Origin of the sequence: Flagellimonas aurea (assembly GCF_017313785.1) — a bacterium.
Taxonomy (GTDB): domain Bacteria; phylum Bacteroidota; class Bacteroidia; order Flavobacteriales; family Flavobacteriaceae; genus Flagellimonas; species Flagellimonas aurea.
Genome location: NZ_JAFLNL010000004.1, coordinates 214,000 through 234,672 on the forward strand (window position 1 = coordinate 214,000; position 20,673 = coordinate 234,672).

General features: G+C 40.9%; 24 protein-coding genes. 14 read left to right on the forward strand and 10 right to left on the reverse strand.

The genetic code is table 11. From position 1 onward, the window contains the following. The first annotated feature begins 66 nt into the window (after nucleotides 1-66). Genes J0656_RS09230 through J0656_RS09240 form a run of 3 tightly spaced genes read left to right on the forward strand, consistent with a single transcriptional unit; the run spans nucleotide 67 to nucleotide 1,676 of the window. Complete coding sequence (locus J0656_RS09230; protein ID WP_207033063.1) at nucleotides 67-720, forward strand: TrmH family RNA methyltransferase; 654 nt, start codon at nucleotides 67-69, stop codon at nucleotides 718-720. 44 nt (nucleotides 721-764) lie between these two features. Beyond that, a complete protein-coding gene (locus tag J0656_RS09235) occupies nucleotides 765-1,292 on the forward strand; it encodes an SRPBCC family protein (RefSeq protein ID WP_207033064.1) in 528 nt (175 codons plus the stop codon). A gap of 3 nt (nucleotides 1,293-1,295) precedes the next feature. Continuing rightward, entirely contained in the window at nucleotides 1,296-1,676 is a 381-nt protein-coding gene (locus J0656_RS09240; RefSeq protein WP_237688902.1) for a VOC family protein, read from the forward strand. Between the two features lie 3 nt (nucleotides 1,677-1,679). Here the strand turns inward: J0656_RS09240 and J0656_RS09245 are convergent, their stop codons facing one another. The 4 genes from J0656_RS09245 to J0656_RS09260 form a co-directional block, all read right to left on the reverse strand. Further along, entirely contained in the window at nucleotides 1,680-3,362 is a 1,683-nt protein-coding gene (locus tag J0656_RS09245; RefSeq protein ID WP_207033066.1) for an alpha-amylase family glycosyl hydrolase, read from the reverse strand. A gap of 99 nt (nucleotides 3,363-3,461) precedes the next feature. Continuing rightward, nucleotides 3,462-4,244 carry a carboxypeptidase-like regulatory domain-containing protein gene (locus J0656_RS09250; RefSeq protein ID WP_207033068.1) on the reverse strand — a complete coding sequence of 261 codons (783 nt, stop codon included), beginning with the start codon at nucleotides 4,242-4,244 and terminating at the stop codon, nucleotides 3,462-3,464. 75 nt (nucleotides 4,245-4,319) lie between these two features. Continuing rightward, nucleotides 4,320-6,077: a DEAD/DEAH box helicase gene (locus tag J0656_RS09255; protein WP_207033070.1), complete on the reverse strand. Its 1,758-nt coding sequence runs from the start codon at nucleotides 6,075-6,077 to the stop codon at nucleotides 4,320-4,322. Nucleotides 6,078-6,223: 146 nt separating this feature from the next. After that, complete coding sequence (locus J0656_RS09260; protein WP_207033072.1) at nucleotides 6,224-6,805, reverse strand: non-canonical purine NTP diphosphatase; 582 nt, start codon at nucleotides 6,803-6,805, stop codon at nucleotides 6,224-6,226. Between the two features lie 61 nt (nucleotides 6,806-6,866). Here J0656_RS09260 and J0656_RS09265 point away from each other — a divergent pair, with 61 nt between their 5' ends. After that, the gene (locus tag J0656_RS09265; RefSeq protein WP_207033074.1) at nucleotides 6,867-7,319 is read left to right on the forward strand and encodes a methyltransferase family protein; all 453 of its coding nucleotides are present in this window, start codon (nucleotides 6,867-6,869) and stop codon (nucleotides 7,317-7,319) included. A gap of 158 nt (nucleotides 7,320-7,477) precedes the next feature. Beyond that, nucleotides 7,478-9,370, forward strand: coding sequence for a phosphoglycerate dehydrogenase (serA, locus tag J0656_RS09270; protein ID WP_207033076.1), 1,893 nt, complete (start codon nucleotides 7,478-7,480; stop codon nucleotides 9,368-9,370). A gap of 100 nt (nucleotides 9,371-9,470) precedes the next feature. Here the strand turns inward: serA and rlmH are convergent, their stop codons facing one another. After that, nucleotides 9,471-9,944: a 23S rRNA (pseudouridine(1915)-N(3))-methyltransferase RlmH gene (gene rlmH / locus J0656_RS09275; RefSeq protein WP_176620244.1), complete on the reverse strand. Its 474-nt coding sequence runs from the start codon at nucleotides 9,942-9,944 to the stop codon at nucleotides 9,471-9,473. Nucleotides 9,945-10,036: 92 nt separating this feature from the next. Between rlmH and nadC the strand changes: the two genes are divergently transcribed. From nadC to priA, 4 genes are read left to right on the forward strand one after another with little or no spacing between them, the layout of a single operon-like run. Next, nucleotides 10,037-10,894 (forward strand): carboxylating nicotinate-nucleotide diphosphorylase, encoded by an 858-nt coding sequence (nadC, locus tag J0656_RS09280; RefSeq protein ID WP_207033078.1) that lies wholly within the window; start codon nucleotides 10,037-10,039, stop codon nucleotides 10,892-10,894. Further along, nucleotides 10,895-11,875 carry a YihY/virulence factor BrkB family protein gene (locus J0656_RS09285; protein ID WP_207033080.1) on the forward strand — a complete coding sequence of 327 codons (981 nt, stop codon included), beginning with the start codon at nucleotides 10,895-10,897 and terminating at the stop codon, nucleotides 11,873-11,875. It begins immediately after the preceding gene. After that, on the forward strand, nucleotides 11,850-12,299 hold the full coding sequence (locus J0656_RS09290; RefSeq protein ID WP_176620241.1) for a DUF2147 domain-containing protein: 450 nt from the start codon (nucleotides 11,850-11,852) through the stop codon (nucleotides 12,297-12,299). The genes J0656_RS09285 and J0656_RS09290 overlap by 26 nt, the downstream gene beginning before the upstream one ends. 3 nt (nucleotides 12,300-12,302) lie before the next feature. Beyond that, complete coding sequence (gene priA / locus J0656_RS09295; protein WP_207033082.1) at nucleotides 12,303-14,762, forward strand: replication restart helicase PriA; 2,460 nt, start codon at nucleotides 12,303-12,305, stop codon at nucleotides 14,760-14,762. Here the strand turns inward: priA and J0656_RS09300 are convergent, their stop codons facing one another. Beyond that, nucleotides 14,763-15,455 (reverse strand): LytR/AlgR family response regulator transcription factor, encoded by a 693-nt coding sequence (locus tag J0656_RS09300; protein WP_100818563.1) that lies wholly within the window; start codon nucleotides 15,453-15,455, stop codon nucleotides 14,763-14,765. It lies immediately after the preceding gene. 234 nt (nucleotides 15,456-15,689) lie between these two features. On the opposite strand from J0656_RS09300, the gene rpsF reads away from it, so the two are divergent. Genes rpsF through rplI form a run of 3 tightly spaced genes read left to right on the forward strand, consistent with a single transcriptional unit; the run spans nucleotide 15,690 to nucleotide 16,795 of the window. After that, nucleotides 15,690-16,028: a 30S ribosomal protein S6 gene (gene rpsF, locus J0656_RS09305; protein WP_207033084.1), complete on the forward strand. Its 339-nt coding sequence runs from the start codon at nucleotides 15,690-15,692 to the stop codon at nucleotides 16,026-16,028. Between the two features lie 4 nt (nucleotides 16,029-16,032). Then, a complete protein-coding gene (rpsR, locus tag J0656_RS09310) occupies nucleotides 16,033-16,329 on the forward strand; it encodes a 30S ribosomal protein S18 (RefSeq protein ID WP_106145737.1) in 297 nt (98 codons plus the stop codon). 13 nt (nucleotides 16,330-16,342) lie between these two features. Then, nucleotides 16,343-16,795, forward strand: coding sequence for a 50S ribosomal protein L9 (gene rplI, locus J0656_RS09315; protein ID WP_207033086.1), 453 nt, complete (start codon nucleotides 16,343-16,345; stop codon nucleotides 16,793-16,795). Nucleotides 16,796-16,877: 82 nt separating this feature from the next. On the opposite strand, the gene J0656_RS09320 is transcribed toward rplI, so the two are convergent. Beyond that, nucleotides 16,878-17,342 carry a DUF4168 domain-containing protein gene (locus J0656_RS09320; RefSeq protein WP_207033088.1) on the reverse strand — a complete coding sequence of 155 codons (465 nt, stop codon included), beginning with the start codon at nucleotides 17,340-17,342 and terminating at the stop codon, nucleotides 16,878-16,880. Nucleotides 17,343-17,500: 158 nt separating this feature from the next. On the opposite strand from J0656_RS09320, the gene J0656_RS09325 reads away from it, so the two are divergent. Further along, nucleotides 17,501-17,971 carry a DUF6495 family protein gene (locus J0656_RS09325; protein ID WP_207033090.1) on the forward strand — a complete coding sequence of 157 codons (471 nt, stop codon included), beginning with the start codon at nucleotides 17,501-17,503 and terminating at the stop codon, nucleotides 17,969-17,971. Nucleotides 17,972-18,013: 42 nt separating this feature from the next. Here J0656_RS09325 and J0656_RS09330 read toward each other — a convergent pair whose 3' ends face one another. Beyond that, entirely contained in the window at nucleotides 18,014-18,400 is a 387-nt protein-coding gene (locus J0656_RS09330) for a hypothetical protein (protein ID WP_207033092.1), read from the reverse strand. 5 nt (nucleotides 18,401-18,405) lie between these two features. Next, nucleotides 18,406-18,615, reverse strand: coding sequence for a hypothetical protein (locus tag J0656_RS09335; RefSeq protein ID WP_207033094.1), 210 nt, complete (start codon nucleotides 18,613-18,615; stop codon nucleotides 18,406-18,408). 129 nt (nucleotides 18,616-18,744) lie between these two features. On the opposite strand from J0656_RS09335, the gene hisS reads away from it, so the two are divergent. After that, nucleotides 18,745-20,133 carry a histidine--tRNA ligase gene (hisS, locus tag J0656_RS09340; RefSeq protein ID WP_207033096.1) on the forward strand — a complete coding sequence of 463 codons (1,389 nt, stop codon included), beginning with the start codon at nucleotides 18,745-18,747 and terminating at the stop codon, nucleotides 20,131-20,133. Here hisS and J0656_RS09345 read toward each other — a convergent pair. Next, nucleotides 20,117-20,665, reverse strand: a complete 549-nt coding sequence (locus J0656_RS09345) for an NUDIX hydrolase (RefSeq protein WP_207033098.1) — start codon at nucleotides 20,663-20,665, stop codon at nucleotides 20,117-20,119. The two genes, hisS and J0656_RS09345, sit on opposite strands and share 17 nt — an antisense overlap. Between the last annotated feature and the right edge of the window lie 8 nt (nucleotides 20,666-20,673).

Sequence of the window (20,673 nt, forward strand, 5' to 3'; positions counted from 1 at the left end):
CAGAACCTAAGATAGCAATTCCATCTTTCAGGAAATAGAAATTCCAATTTTTCCTATCTTGGTTTTATGTTTGATGATGATTTGTTGACATATCTGGAATCTTACCTTACAGAAGAACGTAAACAACGTTTTTTGGATGTTCTTCAACAACGAACCAGGCATATTACCATTGCTATTGAAGATGTGTATCAACTGCACAATACCAGTGCGATTCTACGTAGTTGCGATGCCTTTGGAGTGCAGGACCTTCATGTGATAGAAAACCGTTTTGGTAAACGTTTGGACAAGAATATTGCCATGGGTGCTGAACAATGGGTGGACGTGTACCGCTACAAAAATGTGGCTGATTGCATTTCCAAATTGAGGGAAGATGGTTATCAAATAATCGCTACTACACCTCACAACGATTCCACTCTGTTGCCCGACTTTTCGCCTTTGGAGAAGTCCGCCATTTTTTTTGGTACGGAGAGAAAGGGACTGTCCAACGAGGTAATGGAGCAAGCAGATGGTTTTCTTAAAATACCGATGGTCGGCTTTTCCGAAAGTTTGAATGTTTCCGTATCCGCAGCTATCATCATACAGCAATTGGCCCAAAAAGTGCGCGACTCTCAGGTTGAATGGCAATTATCTGATATAGAGATGCTTGAAAAACGGTTGGATTGGACCAAAAAATCCATTAAAAACGTGGATGGTATCATTAAAAGGTATCTTGTCAAGTAAATAATTTTTGTATTTTTAACTGTTAATCAATCAATTACACAGTTATGCTAATACTTTATATTGTCTTGGCAATAGCCGCGCTTCTTCTTTTGCTGGCCGCCATTGCACCAAAAAATTATAATGTTTCCCGTTCCATCGAAATTAAACGGCCCAAAGGTGTTGTTTTTGAATACCTCAAATTCTTGAAAAATCAAGATGAGTGGTCCCCGTGGGCCAAACGTGATCCGAACATGGAAAAAAAGTTTACCGGCACGGATGGCGAGGTGGGGGGCATTAATTATTGGAAAGGTAATAAACAGGTGGGCGAAGGGGAGCAGGAGATTACCAAAATCGTTGAAGGTAAACGTATTGAAAGTGAACTTAGGTTTTTAAAACCTTTTAAATCCACTTCGGATGCATATTTAGAAACCATTGAGGTCGGAAGTGATAGAACCAAAGTAATTTGGGGATTCTCGGGAAAGAATGTATTCCCAATGAGTATAATGATGCTGTTCATGAGCATGGACAAAGCTGTTGGAAAGGATTTTGAAGAGGGTCTGGCTAGTTTGAAGGAAATTCTAGAAAATAATTAAGCGATGGATTATAATATGGTTGGCTGGTTCGAGATACCCGTAGCGGATATGGACCGTGCAAAAAAGTTTTATGAAGCTGTTTTTCAGATTGAAATAAGTTTAGAGGATTTTGGGGGAACCCAAATGGGATGGTTTCCTGCGGATCATGGAAAGCCTGGGGCTGCAGGTTCTTTGATTCAAAATAAGGATTGGTACAAGCCCAGTGAAACTGATGGGGTGATGGTTTACTTCAATAGTTTGGACGTTCAAAATGAACTAGGCCGTATTGAGTCAAATGGAGGGAAAATCATTCAATCCAAGACACAAATAAGGCCTGATATAGGGTATATGGCGGTTTTTCTGGATTCTGAGGGAAATCGGATTGCTCTGCATTCCAGACAATAAGGTCTATTCCACAAGTTCCAAAAGGGCGATATCGAAATCATTGTCCAAAATCACTTTTCCATTGGCCACAACGACCTGGGTTTCGGAATAGGTGTCGTACAACGTGGTACCATCGCCAAAGAATCCTTTGACCCAAAGCGATTTTTTGCCTTTAGGCAAATCCAACCCGACAACCACCTTATCACGGTAATCTCCGTTTTCGTATGTTCTGGAAAATACATAGGGTGATTTGGCCAAACGTTTGTGCTTGCCTGCACCGATGGCAGGATGATTGGCCCTGAACTGCCCAAGTTTTTGCCAGTGTTTGTGTATTTTTTGCGTTTCCGGCAAGCTGTCCAAATCTTCCCAGTTCATAAACGACCTGAGTGTTGCGTCGCCTTCAGCTCCTTCAATGGTAAGGCTTCTAGAGGTTTCGTCACCGTAATACACTTGCGAAGCCCCGGGGGTCAACAGCAATACATTTGCGGAACGATATGGTTTGGAGCGATTTTTATCATAAGGGGAGCCATCGTCATGTGAGGTCAAATAATTGAGTACACTTTTATCCTGTAATTTGGTATGCAGCAATTTGCTATATTTCGTGAAAATGCTCTCATAATCATTGTCCGCATCATGCTTTAGCTCAAAGTTGATAAGACTTTTGAATCCATAATCAAAGAAATCCACTTTCTTGTCACCAAAATCAAAATCCCTTCCACTGGATATGCCATAATTATAGACTTCCCCGACCATGTAAAAAGGATTGTCGTCCAATACGCTGTTTTCATGTTTCTTTTTCCACATTTCAAAAGTGTAGTCCGCTTCTTTATGGAGGTCGGTCCAAGCATTTTCGTTGACATGTTTTACAGTATCCACCCTAAAACCGTCAACACCAAATTCGTTGATGTAATCGGTTAGCCATTTAATAATGTAGTAGCGGGGTGCCCTTGGGTAGCCTGTGCGTTCAAAAAACAACTGGAGTTCGTCGAGTTCCTTGCTCAAACGGCCCTCATCTTTCCATTTTGCCAAAAGTGCATCGGGCAGTTCTACGGGTTTGTCGGATTCGGTAAGAATATCGGGTAAGTTTGCCACTAGCGTACATTCCGTAGTATTTTCATAGGTTGTAAACTCACAAGTTGGTCCAGTTCTTACCCAATCGTCTGGCCAAACAGGGTCTTTGTCCGTAACGGGTCCGGTATGGTTGAGAACTACGTCCAAAATTACTCGAATTCCTTTACTATGTGCTGTTTTTACAAGTTTGGAAAGGTCGCTTTTAGTTCCAAAATTAGGGTCTATAGCGGTCCAGTCCTTGGTCCAATACCCATGATAACCATAGGTTTTTCCTGTTCCCTCGTCTGTTCCGCCATGAATTTGCTCTACTATCGGGGTGAACCATATGGCATTGATTCCCAAATCGGTAAAATACCCCTCTTCTATCTTTTTTGTGATTCCTTGAATATCGCCTCCTTCAAACCCTCTTAGTACGGCAGTCTCTTCAGTTCGGTCAAAGTTGATATCGTTGTTGGGATTTCCATTGTTGAAGCGATCGGTCAACAAGAAGTAAATATTGGCACCTTCCCAAACAAACGGAACCTCCTTTTTAGGGGTTTCCGCCACAACTACCTGCGTCACTTCCTGTTCTTTTTTAACTTTTTTGCAGCCAATAAATAAGGGTATCGAAAACAAAACAACAAGGAGTTTTTTCATGAATTGGGAATTTGTTTAAAGCTATAAAATGCCTTGGTAAATATAAAATTTATTTATATCCGTTTTAAACAATCCCGAAAGCTATTCTTATCGTACTATTTATTGGGTGCGGTTGAGTACTTTATATTCTTCGTAACAACTGGAAATTGCATCCAATATCTGAAGGTCATTAGCTGTTTTAATGAAGGATTTTGAGTAGTTACAGTTGTTGAGGATGTCCTCTATGTCCACTTTTTCCAATTGAAGGAGCTCGGTCAAGGTTTCCCTATCAAATTTTGAAGCCAAAAGGTCCCTGATATTATCATCTTCCTTGATTTGACGAAGCTTACGCATCTGCCTTGGCTTTTTACCGAAAAGATTCCGTAGCAAATCGGCAGGGTTCAAAATGGCCCCGAGTACTTTGGTGACTGCACTTGGGCTTTTATTACCGGCTTCGTAACTTGTGTTCAATCCGGAGATGCTATATTGATATGCATTGTTCACCGGAAGGTTCTTTACATCAATTTCGAGGTATCCTGTAAGCTGATATGGTGTTACCACAACCTCTTCCAAGGCATAGGCAAGTTCGGTCAATGCAATTTCGGTATCTCCAAATCGGAACATATCGTTGGTGACCCTCACTTTTTGGGTCTTAAAACCAAGATAGGAAAAGTACAGTGTATCGTTCACCGCAGCAGGAATGGTAAACTTACCATCTTGATTGGTAATGGTCCCCTTAACCTGATTAAGATTGACTACGTGAACACTCTCCAAGGGATATTCCGTTTGGGCATTAATCACCGTAGCCGTAAAATCCTTTACTTCTTGGGATTCTCCACTATCGGTTTGTGAAAAACCGAGCAAAGGAAATAGGGACAATAGTATAAGTAGTACTCTTCTCATGCAATCTTTGTAGGTATAAAAATACTAAACAAAGAAAAATAAACAGGAGGGACTTATCATTTAATATAGAATTAACTAATAAAAGCCCTGCTTTTTCTTACCTCCTTTTTTGCCGTAACCTCCTTTTTTTCCTCCTTTATATGACTTGTTGCCACCTCTTCGGTTTCCGCCACCGCCTTTATTGCCTCGACGTTTTTTCCCACCTTTTCCACCGCCACCGGCGCCTGGATTCTTGGAAACTTCCACGTTTATGAAGCGTCCTTCCAATTTAAAATCGGTAAAGGTTTGAAGGATGAATTCAGTGAGTTGGGCATCGGTATTAAAAAAGGAGAAAGAATCTTTGGTGTCCACATTGTAGACGTCTTCTTTTTCCAAGTTCAAGGTGTCTCTGAGGAAATCCTTCAGGCTCATCCAATCATAACCATCGCGTTCCCCAACATTGATAAAGTATCGTACGGAACCTTCCGTGGGTATATCACCTTTGGATGCACCATTTCCTCTTTCAGCATCTTGACTGTTGAGGTCTTTGGTCTTGCTATAATAATTGTAGAATTGGGTGAATTCTACTGAAAATATCTTCTTGATCAGCTCTTCCCGATCAACTCCTTCAAGTACATCGTTTATAGCAGGCAAATAGCTGTCGATTTCTGCGTTTACCTTGGTTTCTTTTATCTTATTGGCCAAGTGGTACAATTGAATCTCGCAGATTTCAATGCCGTCAGGAATCTTTTTGGAAATAAAATCTTGCTGTATTTTTTTCTCAATGGCCTTGATCTTCCTTAACTCTGAACGAGTGATAATAACCATGGAAATTCCGGATTTTCCGGCACGTCCAGTACGACCACTTCGGTGAGTATAGGTCTCGATTTCATCGGGCAATTGATAGTTGATTACGTGGGTTACATCGTCCACATCGATACCACGGGCAGCCACATCGGTAGCTACCAACATCTGTACTTGTTTTTTACGGAACGAATTCATGACCAAATCACGCTGATTCTGGCTCAAATCACCATGTAGCGCACCGGCATTGTATCCATCTTCAATCAATTTTTCTGCCACACGTTGTGTATCTCTTTTGGTTCTACAGAACACTACAGAAAAGATACCTGGGTTGGCATCGGCCAAACGTTTAAGGGCAGCGTAACGGTCACGTCCACCTACTACATAATATTCATGTTGTACCGTAGAGGCGCCTGCATTTTTGGAACCAACAGTAATCTCTACTGGGTTTTGCATGAACTTTTTGGCAATGGTAGCCACTTCTTTCGGCATAGTTGCCGAGAACAGCCATGTAAACTTTTCTTTGGGAGTATTGGACAAAATGTCCTTGATATCTTCATAGAAGCCCATGTTCAACATTTCATCGGCTTCGTCCAGTACGCAATAGTCAATTTTGGAGATGTCCACCATGTTTCGGCCGATCATGTCCTTCATACGACCGGGAGTGGCAACAACAATCTGCGCCCCTCTTTTTATCTGTCTGGCCTGGTCGGTAATGCTGGCACCACCATAAATGGCAACAACATTGATTCCTTTTACGTATTTGGAATAAAGTTTTAATTCGTTGGTGATCTGTAAACAGAGTTCCCGAGTAGGGGAGAGAATCAATCCTTGGGTGGTTCTACTGTCGTGTTGGATTTTTTGAATCATCGGAAATCCAAAGGCAGCGGTTTTACCTGTTCCTGTTTGTGCCAAGGCAACCAAATCGGTTTCTTGCTCCAATAAAATTGGGATTGATTTTTCTTGTACTTCAGAGGGGGATTCAAATCCAAGGTCGGAAATAGCATCCAATAGGGGTTTGTCCAACCCCAAGGCTTCAAATTTTGTCATAGCGGTGTAAATACCTTAAATCGCAAATATGTTTGTGTTGTATAGAGCGATTTTTAGTATTTCCCGTTCAAGCCCATCACAACACCTTGCCCATACCGGCGGCGTTAATAAAGCGGCAAAGGTACACTTATTTTGATCGGTGCAAGCTAAGTTGCCTTCTTTTTTAAAAATCCCACCAATTTTTGTATGGCCCTACCTCGGTGACTAATAGCGTTTTTGGTCTCTGGAGGCAGCTCACCAAAGGTTTTGTTGTATCCATCAGGTCTAAAAATTGGGTCGTAGCCAAAACCTCCTTTTCCATGCTGTTTGGTGGTAATTTGTCCCTCAACAATGCCATCGAAAGTGAAACTTTCGCCTTTTAGGTTTAAATGTACCACGGTTTTAAAGTGTGCTGACCGGTCAGTACCCCCCTCCAGTTCGGATAATAATTTAGACATATTGTCCCCAGCATTCTTTTGTTCTCCGGCATATCTAGCGGAATAGACTCCGGGCGCTCCGTCCAAAGCGTCTACAAGCAAACCCGTATCATCCGAAAAGCAATCCAACCCATAGGTTTGGGTTACAAAATCCGCCTTGATTTTGGCGTTTTCTTCAAGGGTATCACCGGTTTCTGGAATTTCATCAAAGCATTCAATATCCTTTAAGGACAACAATTCAATATTTTCAGGAAGTAATTGCTGAACTTCCTTTAGCTTGTTGTCGTTATGTGTGGCAAAAACTAGTTTCAAATCAAAAAAGGGTTCTATTTGAGATTCAAAAGTAGTAATTTCGGGGTTTAACCAAGTTTATATGAAAATGAAAGTGCCCCCAGCTTTGGTGATGTTGGTTTTTGGAGTTTTGATGTATGTTTTGGACAGGTTTCTGCCAGTAGGTGAGTTCGATTTTTTCGGGAAACATTGGCTAATATGGTTTTTGTTCGGTCTTGGCAGCTTGGTAATCTTGATTTCCGTAATCCAATTTTTGATACAAAAAACTACAACGGACCCATTGAATCCTAATAAAGCATCCAAATTGGTAACCAATGGCATCTACAATTTTACCCGTAATCCCATGTATTTGGGGATGTTACTTTTTTTATTGGCCTATGGTCTCAATCTGGGAAACGCCTTTAATACTTTAGTTGCGGCGGGATTTGTTTCCTATATGAACCATTTCCAGATTAAACCCGAAGAGGAGGCTCTTAAAAAAATATTCGGTCAAGAATATAATATCTATTGCAAGCTCACAAGACGTTGGTTTTAAGAAAGGGAAATTGAAAAATTCACTTTTTTGGGTGCTATTTAAAACAAATCGTAATGGTTTTTTGATTTATCTGTAAATGTGTAAGGTTTTTGGCATCTTCCGATTATAAGGATGGAATTAATGTTTAATTTTACACTTTAATTTTTTTGAAACGACCCATGGTAGAGACAGGACGCAAATATGTGTTCGATTTTGACAGTACGCTCACACGTGTTGAGGCGTTGGATGTTTTAGCTGAAATGACCCTGCAAGGCAATCCAAAAAGGAACGAGATCGTGGCGGAAATCCAAAAAATCACCAATTTAGGGATTGATGGGGATATTTCTTTCACGGAATCCTTGGAACGAAGAATTCGTTTGTTGAGCGCCAACAAGAGCGATTTGGAGAACTTGGTAAAAGAGCTCCGACAAAAAATCTCAAAATCGATTGAAGCCAATAAACAATTTTTTCACGAGTTCTCAGAGGATATTTATGTGATTTCCTGCGGTTTCAAGGAATTTATAGACCCAATAGTTGAAGAATACAACATTCCATCCGAAAGGGTGTATGCCAACACATTTAAGTTTGATACCGATGGAAACATTATCGGTTTTGACGAAACAAATGTTCTGGCGGCCCACAACGGAAAAATAGAATGCTTAAAAAACTTGGATTTGGATGGCGAGGTCCAAGTAATAGGGGACGGTTATAGCGATTATGTAATGCGCGAGGCCGGAATTGCCCATAAATTTTTCGCCTACACCGAGAATGTGCATCGCGAAAAGGCGGCCAACAATGCCGATCACGTGACACCGAATTTAGATGAATTTTTATATATAAACGATTTGCCAAGAAACTTATCATACCCCAAGAACAGAATCAAGATCCTTTTACTGGAAAATGTTCATACTGCAGCTTTTGACAATCTTTCGGAAGAAGGATTTTCAGTAGAGTTGATCAAAACCAGTCTTTCCGAAGATGAACTTATTGAGCGTATCAAAGGCGTACATGTGCTTGGAATCAGGTCCAAAACACAGGTGACCCAAAAAGTTTTGGATGCGGCCGATAAATTATTGGTGGTAGGTGCATTTTGCATCGGAACTACCCAAATAGACTTGGAATACAGTAAGAAAAAAGGGGTTGTGGTCTTCAATGCCCCATATAGCAACACCCGTTCCGTAGTGGAGCTTGCGATAGGGCAGATTATTATGTTGATGCGTAGTATTTTCCCAAGAAGCACGGAAATCCATAATGGAGAGTGGAACAAGACCGCTGCTGGATCGCAAGAGGTTCGCGGAAAAAACCTAGGTATTGTAGGTTATGGCAACATTGGTAAACAGATGTCCGTTTTGGCCGAGGCCATGGGGATGAAGGTGTATTATTACGATGTCGACGATCAGTTGGCCATTGGTAATGCCGTTAAATGCAATACATTGGAAGACTTGCTGAATGTTTCAGATGTGGTCACCTTACATGTTGATGACAATAAGGCCAATAAAAACTTTATTGGAGAGCGCGAGATCAACCAAATGAAGGATGGTGCAAAGCTCATTAACCTGTCTAGAGGTTTCGTTGTTGATATTGACGCTCTGGCATCTGCCTTAAAAAGCGGGAAATTGGGAGGAGCTGCTGTAGATGTTTATCCTTCCGAGCCACGTAGCAACGGAGAATTTCAAACCCCGTTACAAGGACTTTCCAATGTTATTCTTACACCGCATATTGGTGGTAGTACCGAGGAAGCTCAACGCGACATTGCGGATTTTGTGCCAAATAAGATCATGGATTATATCAATACGGGAAATACGGTGGATGCCGTTAACTTCCCGAATATACGTTTGCCTAAACAGAACAAAGCTCATCGTTTCTTGCACATTCATAGAAATGTTCCGGGAATCATGGCCAAGATCAATGAAATATTGGCACAATACGGGCTGAACATTTCTGGTCAGTACCTTTCTACCGATAGCGAAGTGGGTTATGTGATCACTGATTTGGACAAGGAATACGACAAGGATGTGATCAAGGCGCTCAAGAAAATTGAGAACACAATCAAGTTTAGGGTGCTTTACTAGTTTCTTAGGCATAAGACATAAGAGTCAAGATGTAATGATCAAATAATCAGGAAAAAGTCTTTTGTCTTGTCTCTTAAAGCGTAGCGGTCTTTTATCCAATTCATTGATGATGATACGGTTCGTTCCTGAGAATAGTAAACCCTCTATAAATCTGTTCCACTATGAACAATCGCACCATTTGGTGAGAGAAGGTCATTTTAGATAAACTTATCTTGCCAGAACTTTTTGCGTAAACGGCATCACTAAAACCGTAAGGGCCGCCGATTGCCAAAACTAGGTTTTTAATGCCGCTGTTCATTTTTTTCTGTAAAAACTGGGCAAAGTCCACAGAGGTATATTGCTTGCCCTTCTCGTCTAGAAGAATTAGGGTGTCCGTAGGTTGAAGCTGAGTTAGAATAAGTTCGCCCTCCTTATCCTTTTGCTGTGCTTCGGAGAGGTTTTTACGGTTTTTGATGTCCGGAATTACCTCCATCTGAAACTTGATGTAATGCTTTAGCCGTTTCTCGTAAATGGCTATAAGTTCTTCAAGTTCAGACTTGTCGGTTTTTCCAATGGCAATCAAAGTAATCTGCATGCCCAAAAATAAACGTTTCAGCTTAAATTATGGGCACATAAGTCATGGACAACGAACAATGTTTTTACTATTTTCGTTAAAAGCTCAATAGGATGATTTCCGAAGAACAATTTCAAAACGAACTGGATTTGATCATTGCCAATGCCGTAAGAGAGGACGTTGGTGATGGCGACCATAGCTCTTTATCCTGTATTCCTGCGTCAGCTCAAGGAAGAGCAAAACTTCTTGTAAAGGATGAGGGCATTATCGCAGGTGTTGCATTTGCCAAACAAGTATTCAATTATGTCGACCCAAACCTTACTATGGAAATTTTGATGGAGGACGGGGCCCAGGTTAAATATGGAGATATTGTTTTTTATGTAGAAGGCAGCTCCCAAAGTATTTTAAAGGCGGAACGGCTCGTGCTCAACGCTATGCAACGTATGAGCGCAATTGCCACCAAGACCCAAGATTTTGTGTCCCTTCTGGACGGTACCGATACCAAGATTTTGGATACCCGAAAAACAACTCCGGGCATACGTGCCCTGGAAAAATGGGCCGTTAAGATAGGAGGTGGCGAAAACCACAGGTTTGCCCTTTATGACATGGTCATGCTCAAGGACAATCATATTGATTTTGCAGGAGGAATCACAAAAGCCATTCAAAAAACACAGGATTATTTAGAGAAAAAGGGGAAAAACCTAAAAATTATAGTAGAAGCTAGAAATCTGGATGAAGTTGATGAAATATTGAAGTCCAATGGTGTTTACCGTATCCTTTTGGATAATTTTGATTATGACGAAACCCGAGAAGCCGTCAAAAGAATAGGGGATAGGTGCCTCACTGAATCTTCGGGGGGAATAACCGAGGACACGATTCGAAAATATGCCGAATGTGGCGTGGATTATATTTCCTCGGGTGCGCTCACCCATTCCGTTTATAATATGGATTTAAGCTTAAAAGCCGTTTAAATGTCAGCAGGCATCGAAGAGCAGTTAGAAAAAATACCTGTCATTAATTGGATTGTCCGATTGATGAAAAAAATAAAGCTCAAAGCTTTTGAAGGACTCTCTTTGTATGATTTGATTGAAATGTACTTACTAGGGATTGTTAAGGGGACTCTTTCATCCAGGGCCAGTTCCATAGCATTTAGCCTGTTTTTGGCTTTATTTCCACTACTCATTTTTTTGGTGACCTTGATTCCTTTTATAATTCCTTATGTAAGTGTCGGCAATGAGAATTTTGATGCCCAGTTTTTGGATTTCTTGGAATCCTTTCTCCCATCCGCGACTAGTGAATACTTTGGAGAGATTTATCAACAAATAAAGGACCAAAAACAGGGAGGATTGCTGTCATCCGCCTTTATTTTGTCCATTTTTTTGGTGGCCAATGGTGTAAACGCCATTTTTGGCGGGTTCGAGAACTCGTACCACGTAGAGCTTACGCGTAACTTTTTTCGTCAATACGCCTACGCACTCATGGTGGGTTTGATTCTTTCCGTTTTATTGATTGTTGGAGCCGTTGCCTTCGTGTATTTTGAGTTCTACATTGTGGAGTACACCAGCGAGTATCTGGGCAAGACCTTGGGTTACGATGTGGAAAAGGGGGATACGGTCGGAATACAACTGGCCAAAGTGATGTTTTTCTTGTTCCTCTCCTATTTGACCACCGCAATATTGTACTATTTTGGAACTGCAGAGGGAAGAAATGCCCGTTTTTTTTCAGCAGGAGCCTTGATGACAACTCTTTTGTTCCTCCTTACATCGTATCTTTTCGGTATCTACGTGGATAAATTTGCACGATATAATGAACTTTATGGTGCATTGGGCGGATTATTGATTTTAATGGTGTTTATTTGGTTAAATTCCAATATCTTATTATTGGGTTTTGAACTGAATGCAACCTTGAACTCACTAAAAAAGCGACATGAAAAGCAAAAGAATGAAGAGTAAATGGATATGCGGAGTGTGTTTTTTGCTCTGTCAGATAACATGGTCGCAAAGTGTTTTTGGTAAATGGAAGACTATTGATGACCGTAACGGTGTGGAAAAGGCCGTTATTGAAATTTACAAGGAAGACGGTATGTTGCACGCCAAAGTGATAGAAATCCTAGAGGACGGAAAAAAAGGGGCACTGTGCACCAAATGTGATGGCGACAAAAAGAACAAGCCCATTCTTGGTATGAAGATCATGGACGATTTCGAGGAACACAAAGACGGTGTTTACAAAGGCGATAGCTTGTTTGACCCCGAGCAAGCCATGACTTTTAGAGGAAAGGTCTGGCTGGACGAGGAGAATAAAAACCGATTGAAGGTCAGAGGATATTTAGCATTTCTGCACAGGACCCAAACATGGCATAGGGTAGAAGAGAATTAATGTATGGATTATTTTTTGGATGTTGTTCTTCCCATTCCTTTGGAAAGACTCTTCACGTATAAAATTTCGCAGGCCGAAGCAGATTTTATAGAAGAGGGAATGCGCGTTGCCGTTCCCTTTGGTAAATCAAAGATATATACTGCATTGGCCTATAGGGTGCACCAAAATGCTCCCGAGGCCTACGAACCCAAAGAAATTTATCAAATTCTTGATGAGCAACCTGTTGTGACCCAAATACAGTTGAAGCATTGGGAATGGGTGGCCAAATATTACATGTGTACTTTGGGAGAAGTCATCCGAAGTGCGCTGCCAAGTGTTTTTATGTTAGAAAGCGAAACGCTGGTTTTGCCCAACAAAAATACAGATGTAGACGAAGCAGAGCTTTCGGATGATGAGTTTTTGATATTTGAGGCATTGCAGCATCAATCCGCATTAAAAATTTCCGAGGTCAGTGACATTGTTGATAGGAAAAATGTATTGAAGCTTATCAATACGCTTGTCCATAAAGGAGTTGTGCTTCAAAAAGAAGAGCTGTACGAACAATACAAGCCCAAACTGGTCCGCTACGTTAAGCTATCCGACCAATATGAGGACGAGCAGCAACTGGCAGAATTGTTGAATGAACTTACCAGGGCACCCAAGCAAAGCCAAGTGGTGCTTTCCCTTTTTCAGCTGAAATCCAAAAAAAGCAACAAACCTATCGCTCTTGCCGAATTGGAAGAGGCGAGTGGAGCCTCACGTGCGGTGATAAAAGCACTTATAGATAAAAATATCTTGGAGGAATACCACATCCGAAAGGATAGGGTCGACTTTGATGAACGTTCCGAAGCATCCAAACATGTAGATTTGAACGAATATCAGCATCAGGCTTTGGAAGCTATCAATATTGGCTTTACGGAGAAAAAACCTGTTTTGTTGCATGGAGTTACATCATCGGGGAAAACAGAAGTTTACGTAAAACTCATTCAAAAATGTCTGGATGAAGGTAAGCAAGCGCTGTATCTGCTCCCAGAAATCGCATTGACTTCACAATTAATCAATAGGCTGCGGCTTTATTTTGGACACCAAGTAGCCGTTTATCATTCAAAATATAGTGTTCACGAGAGGGTAGAGGTGTGGAACAATGTCCTAAAGAGCGCAGAAAAGGCGCAAATTGTAATTGGCGCACGTTCGTCCTTATTTCTTCCGTTCATCAATTTGGGTCTGGTAGTAGTGGATGAGGAGCACGAAAATTCCTTTAAACAATTTGATCCTGCTCCTCGTTATCATGCCAGGGATGCCGCTGTTGTATTGGCTTCTCTCCATAAGGCAAATATTGTGTTGGGCTCTGCTACGCCTAGTATTGAGAGCATGTTCAATTCCAAGACAGGGAAATATGGTTATGCGGGCATATCGCATAGGTATGGAGATGTGTTGATGCCAGATATCAATTTGGTGGATATCAAAGAAGCCACACGTAAACGCCGAATGAAAGGACATTTTTCAGAAATTTTGATCAAGGCCATTACCGAAGCTTTGGAAGAAGGGGAGCAAATCATTCTTTTTCAAAATAGGAGAGGATACGCACCGGTTGTGGAATGCACTACTTGTGGCCATGTAGCACAATGTCCTAACTGTGACGTAAGTCTAACGTATCATCAACACAGAAATCAACTGCGCTGTCATTATTGTGGTTATCACATGGCCTTGCAACAGGCCTGTTTGGCCTGCGGGAGTCCTACTTTGGACAACAAGGGATTTGGTACGGAACAGATTCAACAGGAATTAGGGCAGTTGTTTCCCGATGTTTCGGTGGGGCGGATGGATTTGGACACCACACGTGGCAAGTACGCTTATGAAAAAATTATTTCATCTTTTGAAAATCAGGAGATGGATATTTTGGTGGGCACACAAATGGTAACCAAGGGACTGGATTTTAGAAATGTGAGCTTGGTAGGTATCATGAATGCTGATTCCATGCTCAATTTTCCTGATTTCAGGGCCCATGAACGCAGTTTTCAAATGTTGACACAGGTGGCCGGTAGGGCAGGGCGTACCCAAAAACGAGGTAAAGTGCTTATTCAGACCTATAATCCGTATCATCAGATTCTACAGCAGGTGACCACGAACAATTACGATAAAATGTTCGAGGAACAGTTTTATGAGCGTGAGCAGTTTAAATACCCACCTTTGGTAAGGCTGATTAAAGTTACGCTAAAGGATAAGGATTTCAATAAATTGAACGAGGCTGCTGATTGGTTGGCCGGTTCGCTGCGCAATGTGCTCGGCCACAACATTCTTGGTCCCGAGTACCCACCCGTTGCTCGAATCCGAAGAGACTACCTGAAAAATATAATGATCAAGATTCCTCACAAACAACCATTGGCACAAACAAAAAATAGCATTAAAAGAATTGAAAAATCCTTTAATGCTATTTCCAAGTATAAAAGTGTAAGACTGGTCTACAATGTGGACCACATATAATTATACGTTGGCCAGCGCTTCCGCCAGTTCTGTCTTTTTGTTTCTACTTAATGGAATCTGTCTGCCCCCTACTTCAACATTTTTACTGTTGAATTTCTCGATCTTCTCCAGATTCACAATGTAAGATTTATGGATACGTAGAAATTTTTCGGCAGGCAATTGCTTTTCGAAAGATTTCATAGTGGAAAGGATTACAATATTGGCTTCATCTGTCACCAATTTGATGTAGTCACCCAACGCTTCTATCCATTTAATATCGTTTAAGATAACCTTACGTTTTTTAAGGTTGCTCTTTACAAAGATGTGTTCCTCGTCCTCATCTACTCTGTTCATTTGCTCGTATTTGGCAACAGCTCTTTTTACGGAAGCTTCAAAACGGGCCAAAGTAATAGGTTTGTGAAGGTAATCGGTTACATCGTAGTCAAATGCTTTAAGTGCATAATCAGGTTTTCCTGTGATAAGGATTACCTGTGGTGGGTTCTCTAGGGCCTCTAATAGGTCAAAACCACTGATAATCGGCATTTCAACATCTAAAAAAATGAGGTCGATTTCGTGGTTTTTAAGGCCATTTTTGGCTTCAATGGCATTGCTGTATTCAGCAACCAAAGCTAGGTGTGGATGATTGTTGACCAATTTCGCAACGGCCATGCGCTGCATGGAAGAATCGTCTACAATTATACTTTTTAATTTCATGAATGGGGTGATTTGTAGGGTTTTAAATCATCGGCAAATTACATAAAAAACACGTTTAGGAGCAACAAAAGATGTAAACATGGTCTATTTTGTTGTGTAAATTGCCATATGTGTTATTTAGGTTTAAAAGGTTTTTACTGTTGATAACTCATGTACTTAAACGAAGTTTTTTTACTTTTCTTGCAGGGTGAAAGAAATATTATTAATTTTGCGCTCCTTTAAAAATATATTATAATGAACCATTACGAAACTGTTTTCATTTTGAATCCCGTTCTGTCTGAGACACAGATAGAGGAAACAGTCAAGAAATTCGAGGATTTCTTGATTAAGAATGGTGCCAAAATGGTCTCCAAAGAAGATTGGGGACTTAAAAAATTGGCCTATCCCATTCAGCACAAGAAAAGTGGTTTTTACCACTTGTTCGAATTCCAAGCGCCAGGTGAGGCAATCAGCCCTTACGAGTTGGAATTTAGAAGAGATGAGCGCATTATGCGTTTCCTGACCGTTAAATTGGACAAGCATGCAATTGCTTGGGCGGAGAAAAGAAGAAACAAACTAAAAGCAAAGGCATAAGGGTATGGCATCTATTGAGCAACAAGCAAAAGCAAAAAAAGACGGGGAAATCAGGTATTTGACCCCGCTTAACATTGAGACCAACAAGCAAAAGAAGTATTGTAGGTTCAAAAAATCAGGTATCAAATATATTGATTACAAAGATCCTGATTTCTTGATGAAGTTAGTGAACGAGCAAGGTAAATTGCTTCCAAGAAGACTAACAGGTACTTCCTTGAAATACCAAAGAAAAGTGGCGCAGGCCGTAAAACGTGCCCGTCACCTAGCGTTAATGCCGTATGTTGGCGATATGTTGAAATAAAAAACACCAGAGAATGGAACTTATTCTAAAAGAAGATGTACAGAATTTGGGATTTAAGGATGATATCGTTACCGTAAAGAATGGTTACGGCAGAAACTTCCTTATCCCTCAAGGTTTGGCCGATTTGGCTACACCTTCTGCCAAAAAAGTTTTGGCCGAGAACCTTAAGCAAAGAGCTCACAAGGAGAAAAAAGTTATAGACGAGGCTACTAAGGTTGCCGATGCTTTGAAGCAATTGGAAATTAAAATTGCTGCAAAAGCTGGTGCCGGAGATAAATTGTTCGGTTCTGTAACCAATATCGACCTTGCTGCTGCCTTGGATAAAGAAGGACACCAAATTGATAGGAAATTCATCAATATTAAGGGTGGAGCTATCAAAAGAACTGGTCCTTACGAGGCTATTATCAGACTGCACAGGGAAGTTGTAGTAGAATTCCCTTTTGAAGTTATTGCGGAAGCAAACTAAACTTCGAAATAAATTGAATAAAAAAATCCCGAGCAAATTGCTCGGGATTTTTTTATTTACGATAATATGAATAGATATTTTCTTATTGTTGCTGTTCCAAAGCAGCTCTTAGTCGACCTTGTAGTTCCGTATCGCTTTGCAATGCCATGGCAATGGTTTGATATCTTTCCATACTCAACCCCTCATTGCTGATGATTTCTTCAATTTGTTGGGTGAAGCCCACTTGCATCTGCTGAATTTCGTTCATTAATTTGCCAAAACGCTCTTTCTCTTCGTCACTGGCATCAACTGTTTTTTCGGGAGAAGCCGCTGCTTGGTACATTTCATTGAACCTATTGGCCTCAAAACCACTTTCTTCAACCGTCTGCATTACTTTTTGCTGTGCTTCCATGTTCACTTTCTGGATATCTTGAAAAGCCGAAGCAATTTTATTCAGTTCTGAATCGCTGACCTCTACTTGTTCTTGTGCATTTATTTGGGAAAAAGCACTTGCACCAACGGCTATAAAACAGACCACCAAAGTTTTAATTGATTTTAAAAATCTCATTCTATGTTCTTTTTAATACATGTTAATTTCCGAAACTAAGGTATTTAAAAGGGGATGCCAAAGAATGGAGGTTAAGATAAACTTAAAGCTGGTGCATCAAACAAATAATTCTTTGCTATAAATTCGGTGCTTATAACAAGCCTTTTTATTTTTGCAGGATGAAATACAAACGTCTGACAAAGGAACAATTGGAGGAACTCCACCCTGAATTCATTAACTTTTTGGCGACCCAATCCATCACAGCTGATGAGTGGGACACTTTAAAAAAGGAAAAACCTGAGGTGGCTGAGGATGAAATTGATGTTTTCAGCGATTTGATATGGGAAGGAGTGTTGAACAAGGTCGAGTATCTTGAAAATGTATCGGAAAAACATATGCATCTTTTCCATCTTACAGAGAAGGAAATGAAGTTGCTCTCTGTCAGGATTTTAAATCCCGAAATCGACTTGAGGACCGAGATAGGTTTTGGCTGGTTCAAACGTAATTACCAATCCGATTTTGTGGAATATCTTACGGCCTCCAAGGCTTATGGGGAAGATAAAAATGTGGACAAGTTTGAAATCATTAAACAAGGTGCCGTTATCACTAAAGGAGAACTGTATCAATGGTTTGAACAGATTGTGGAGTGATTTTTTTTCTACCTTTCTTATAATAAAGGGTTGATATATTTCTCAATCTAATCCAAAATATTTTATCATCTCATCGTAATTTTTAGTATCCACACCCTCATTTTTTAGTGAAGTTTTAAAATCTTCCTGTGTCTTACCTGTCAGGTTGGATATTTCAACAAAAAGAAGGTGTAATTCATTAATCCCTGCATTGGCAATCCAACCTTTTGTTAAATCCGAACCATCAAAATTGGAAACACCTATATAAATTTGAATATCGGTGTAATAAAATAGGAATTTTCGATCCAATTCTTTAACCGCTCCTGGTATAGGAACATAAACGGGTTCATTTACAGCTTTTAAATAAGCGAAAATATAATAGGTTTCTAAAGGTAAATTGGTTGTTGGCAAATCCAAAATTATGTCCGTTGTACCTTCTGTAATATCCATAAGGCTTATGATGAAACGATGAACATTTGCATTTCCGGCCTCCCCTTGTTCACTTTCCGAACCCTCTTCCCCTGGAGGGCTTGTTCACCTTGTGGTCCCTGCAAACCTTGAATTCCTTGCTCGCCTTGAATCCCCTGTTCACCATTTTCACCCGAACAAGAAACCAAAGCTAAATTAATAACCAATCCCAGTAGTAATATCGTTTTTAGTTTCATAAAAAAGAAGAATTGAATATACTTAAGATTTATATTTTTATAATTTTTGGATGAATTGACGGATGCCCCTTTTGATCTGACGGATGACCAATTTGATTGGTGTATATTTGCACGAGAATTTAAAACCACATGGCACAAAAACCATCCATACCTAAAGGAACCCGTGATTTTTCACCTGCAGAGGTCTCCAAACGGAACCATATCATCCAAACCATAAAAAAACATTTTGAAACTTATGGTTTTCAACCAATAGAGACCCCGTCTTTTGAAAATTCAGAAACCCTACTGGGAAAATATGGGGATGAAGGCGACCGTTTGATTTTTAAAATCTTGAACTCGGGTGACTTTATTTCCAAAGTGGATGATGTAACCTACAGTTCAAAGAATTCAGCCTCTTTAACGCCGAAAATTTCAGAAAAGGCCCTGCGCTACGACCTTACCGTCCCATTTGCCCGTTATGTGGTGATGCACCAAAATGAGATTGATTTTCCGTTCAAACGATATCAAATTCAACCTGTTTGGCGTGCGGACCGTCCGCAAAAGGGGCGTTTTCGTGAGTTTTATCAATGTGACGCCGATGTGGTGGGAGCCGATTCTCTGCTTCAAGAAGTTGAATTTGTGCAGTTGTACGACGCCGTTTTTACTGATTTGGGCCTGAAAGGGACCACCATCAAAATCAACAATAGAAAGATATTATCGGGAATCGCTGAAGTGATAGGAGCCAAGCATTTGTTGGTAGATTTTACTGTCGCTCTGGATAAATTGGACAAGATAGGAGAGGAAAAAGTAAAAGCGGAGATGATGGAAAAAGGTATCTCCGAAGCTGCCATTGCCAAGGCACAACCTCTTTTTGAGATGACGGGAACCGCGTCCGAGCAATTGGAAAAGCTGAAATCTATCCTTGCCGATTCCGAAATTGGAATGCTGGGTGTCTCCGAACTGGAAGAGATTATTGCTACTGCCGATATGATCGGACTGCAATCAGCAACCCTTCAATTGGATGTTACCCTAGCTCGCGGGCTCAATTACTATACTGGCGCTATTTTTGAAGTCGCTGCTCCCGAAGGTGTACAAATGGGTTCTATTGGTGGTGGTGGCCGTTACGATGACCTTACAGGTATTTTTGGACTAAAAGATGTGAGCGGCGTAGGTATCAGTTTTGGTTTGGATCGTATTTATTTGGTTTTGGAAGAATTGAACCTGTTCCCTGAAAGTTTGGATTCATCTTTGGATGTGCTTTGCCTCAATTTTGGAAAGAAAGAGGGAAGAGCGGCCTTAAAACTGGTTTCAGGACTACGTAAAGAAGGTCTTAGAGCGGATTTATACCCAACGGATACCAAAGTGCAGAAGCAGTTCAAATATGCCGACAAAAGAGGAGTGCCCTATGTAATTCTTTTGGGAGACCAAGAGTTGACAGACGGTAAATTTGTGGTCAAAAATATGAAGACGGGTGACCAGCATGATTATCAATTGGACTCGCTTCAAGCATTTGCGGAAAAAATCAAGTCCGACTTTTAATTTCTTTAATTATGGTTTTGTAATAGGTGGGGCCATGGGGGACGTATTTGCCCATACTGGCCAAGCCCCAGGTTTCCTCAGCGAACTTGAATAGGGGTACAAGCGCCAAGTCTTCGACCTCACTTTCCTGTTTGGTGAGCAGGTTCAAGGGAACGCTGAGCCGGCACAAAAAGATATGGTGCAGTTCAGCATCAATAAAGTCCTCGGAAATTTTGTGAATGGCCTTGAAAGTGCCCAAAGGTTCCAAATCTGACTCCGAAACGGTAAGTCCAACTTCTTCTGCTACTTCGCGAATGGCAGCAGCAACAATTTCTTCCCCGGCGGAAACATGCCCAGCCACGGAAACATCCCAAAGTAGGGGGTGGGTAGCTTTATCTTTGCCGCGCTGTTGAATCAATACTCGTCCATCGGGTGTGTACAGCCAAATATGTACCGTTGGATGAAGCAGTCCCTTCCGGTGCGCTTCTGATTTTAAACAGGATTTCCCTGTAGGTTTTCCATGTTCGTCCAAAATGTCAACTTGCTCATCCATATCACATA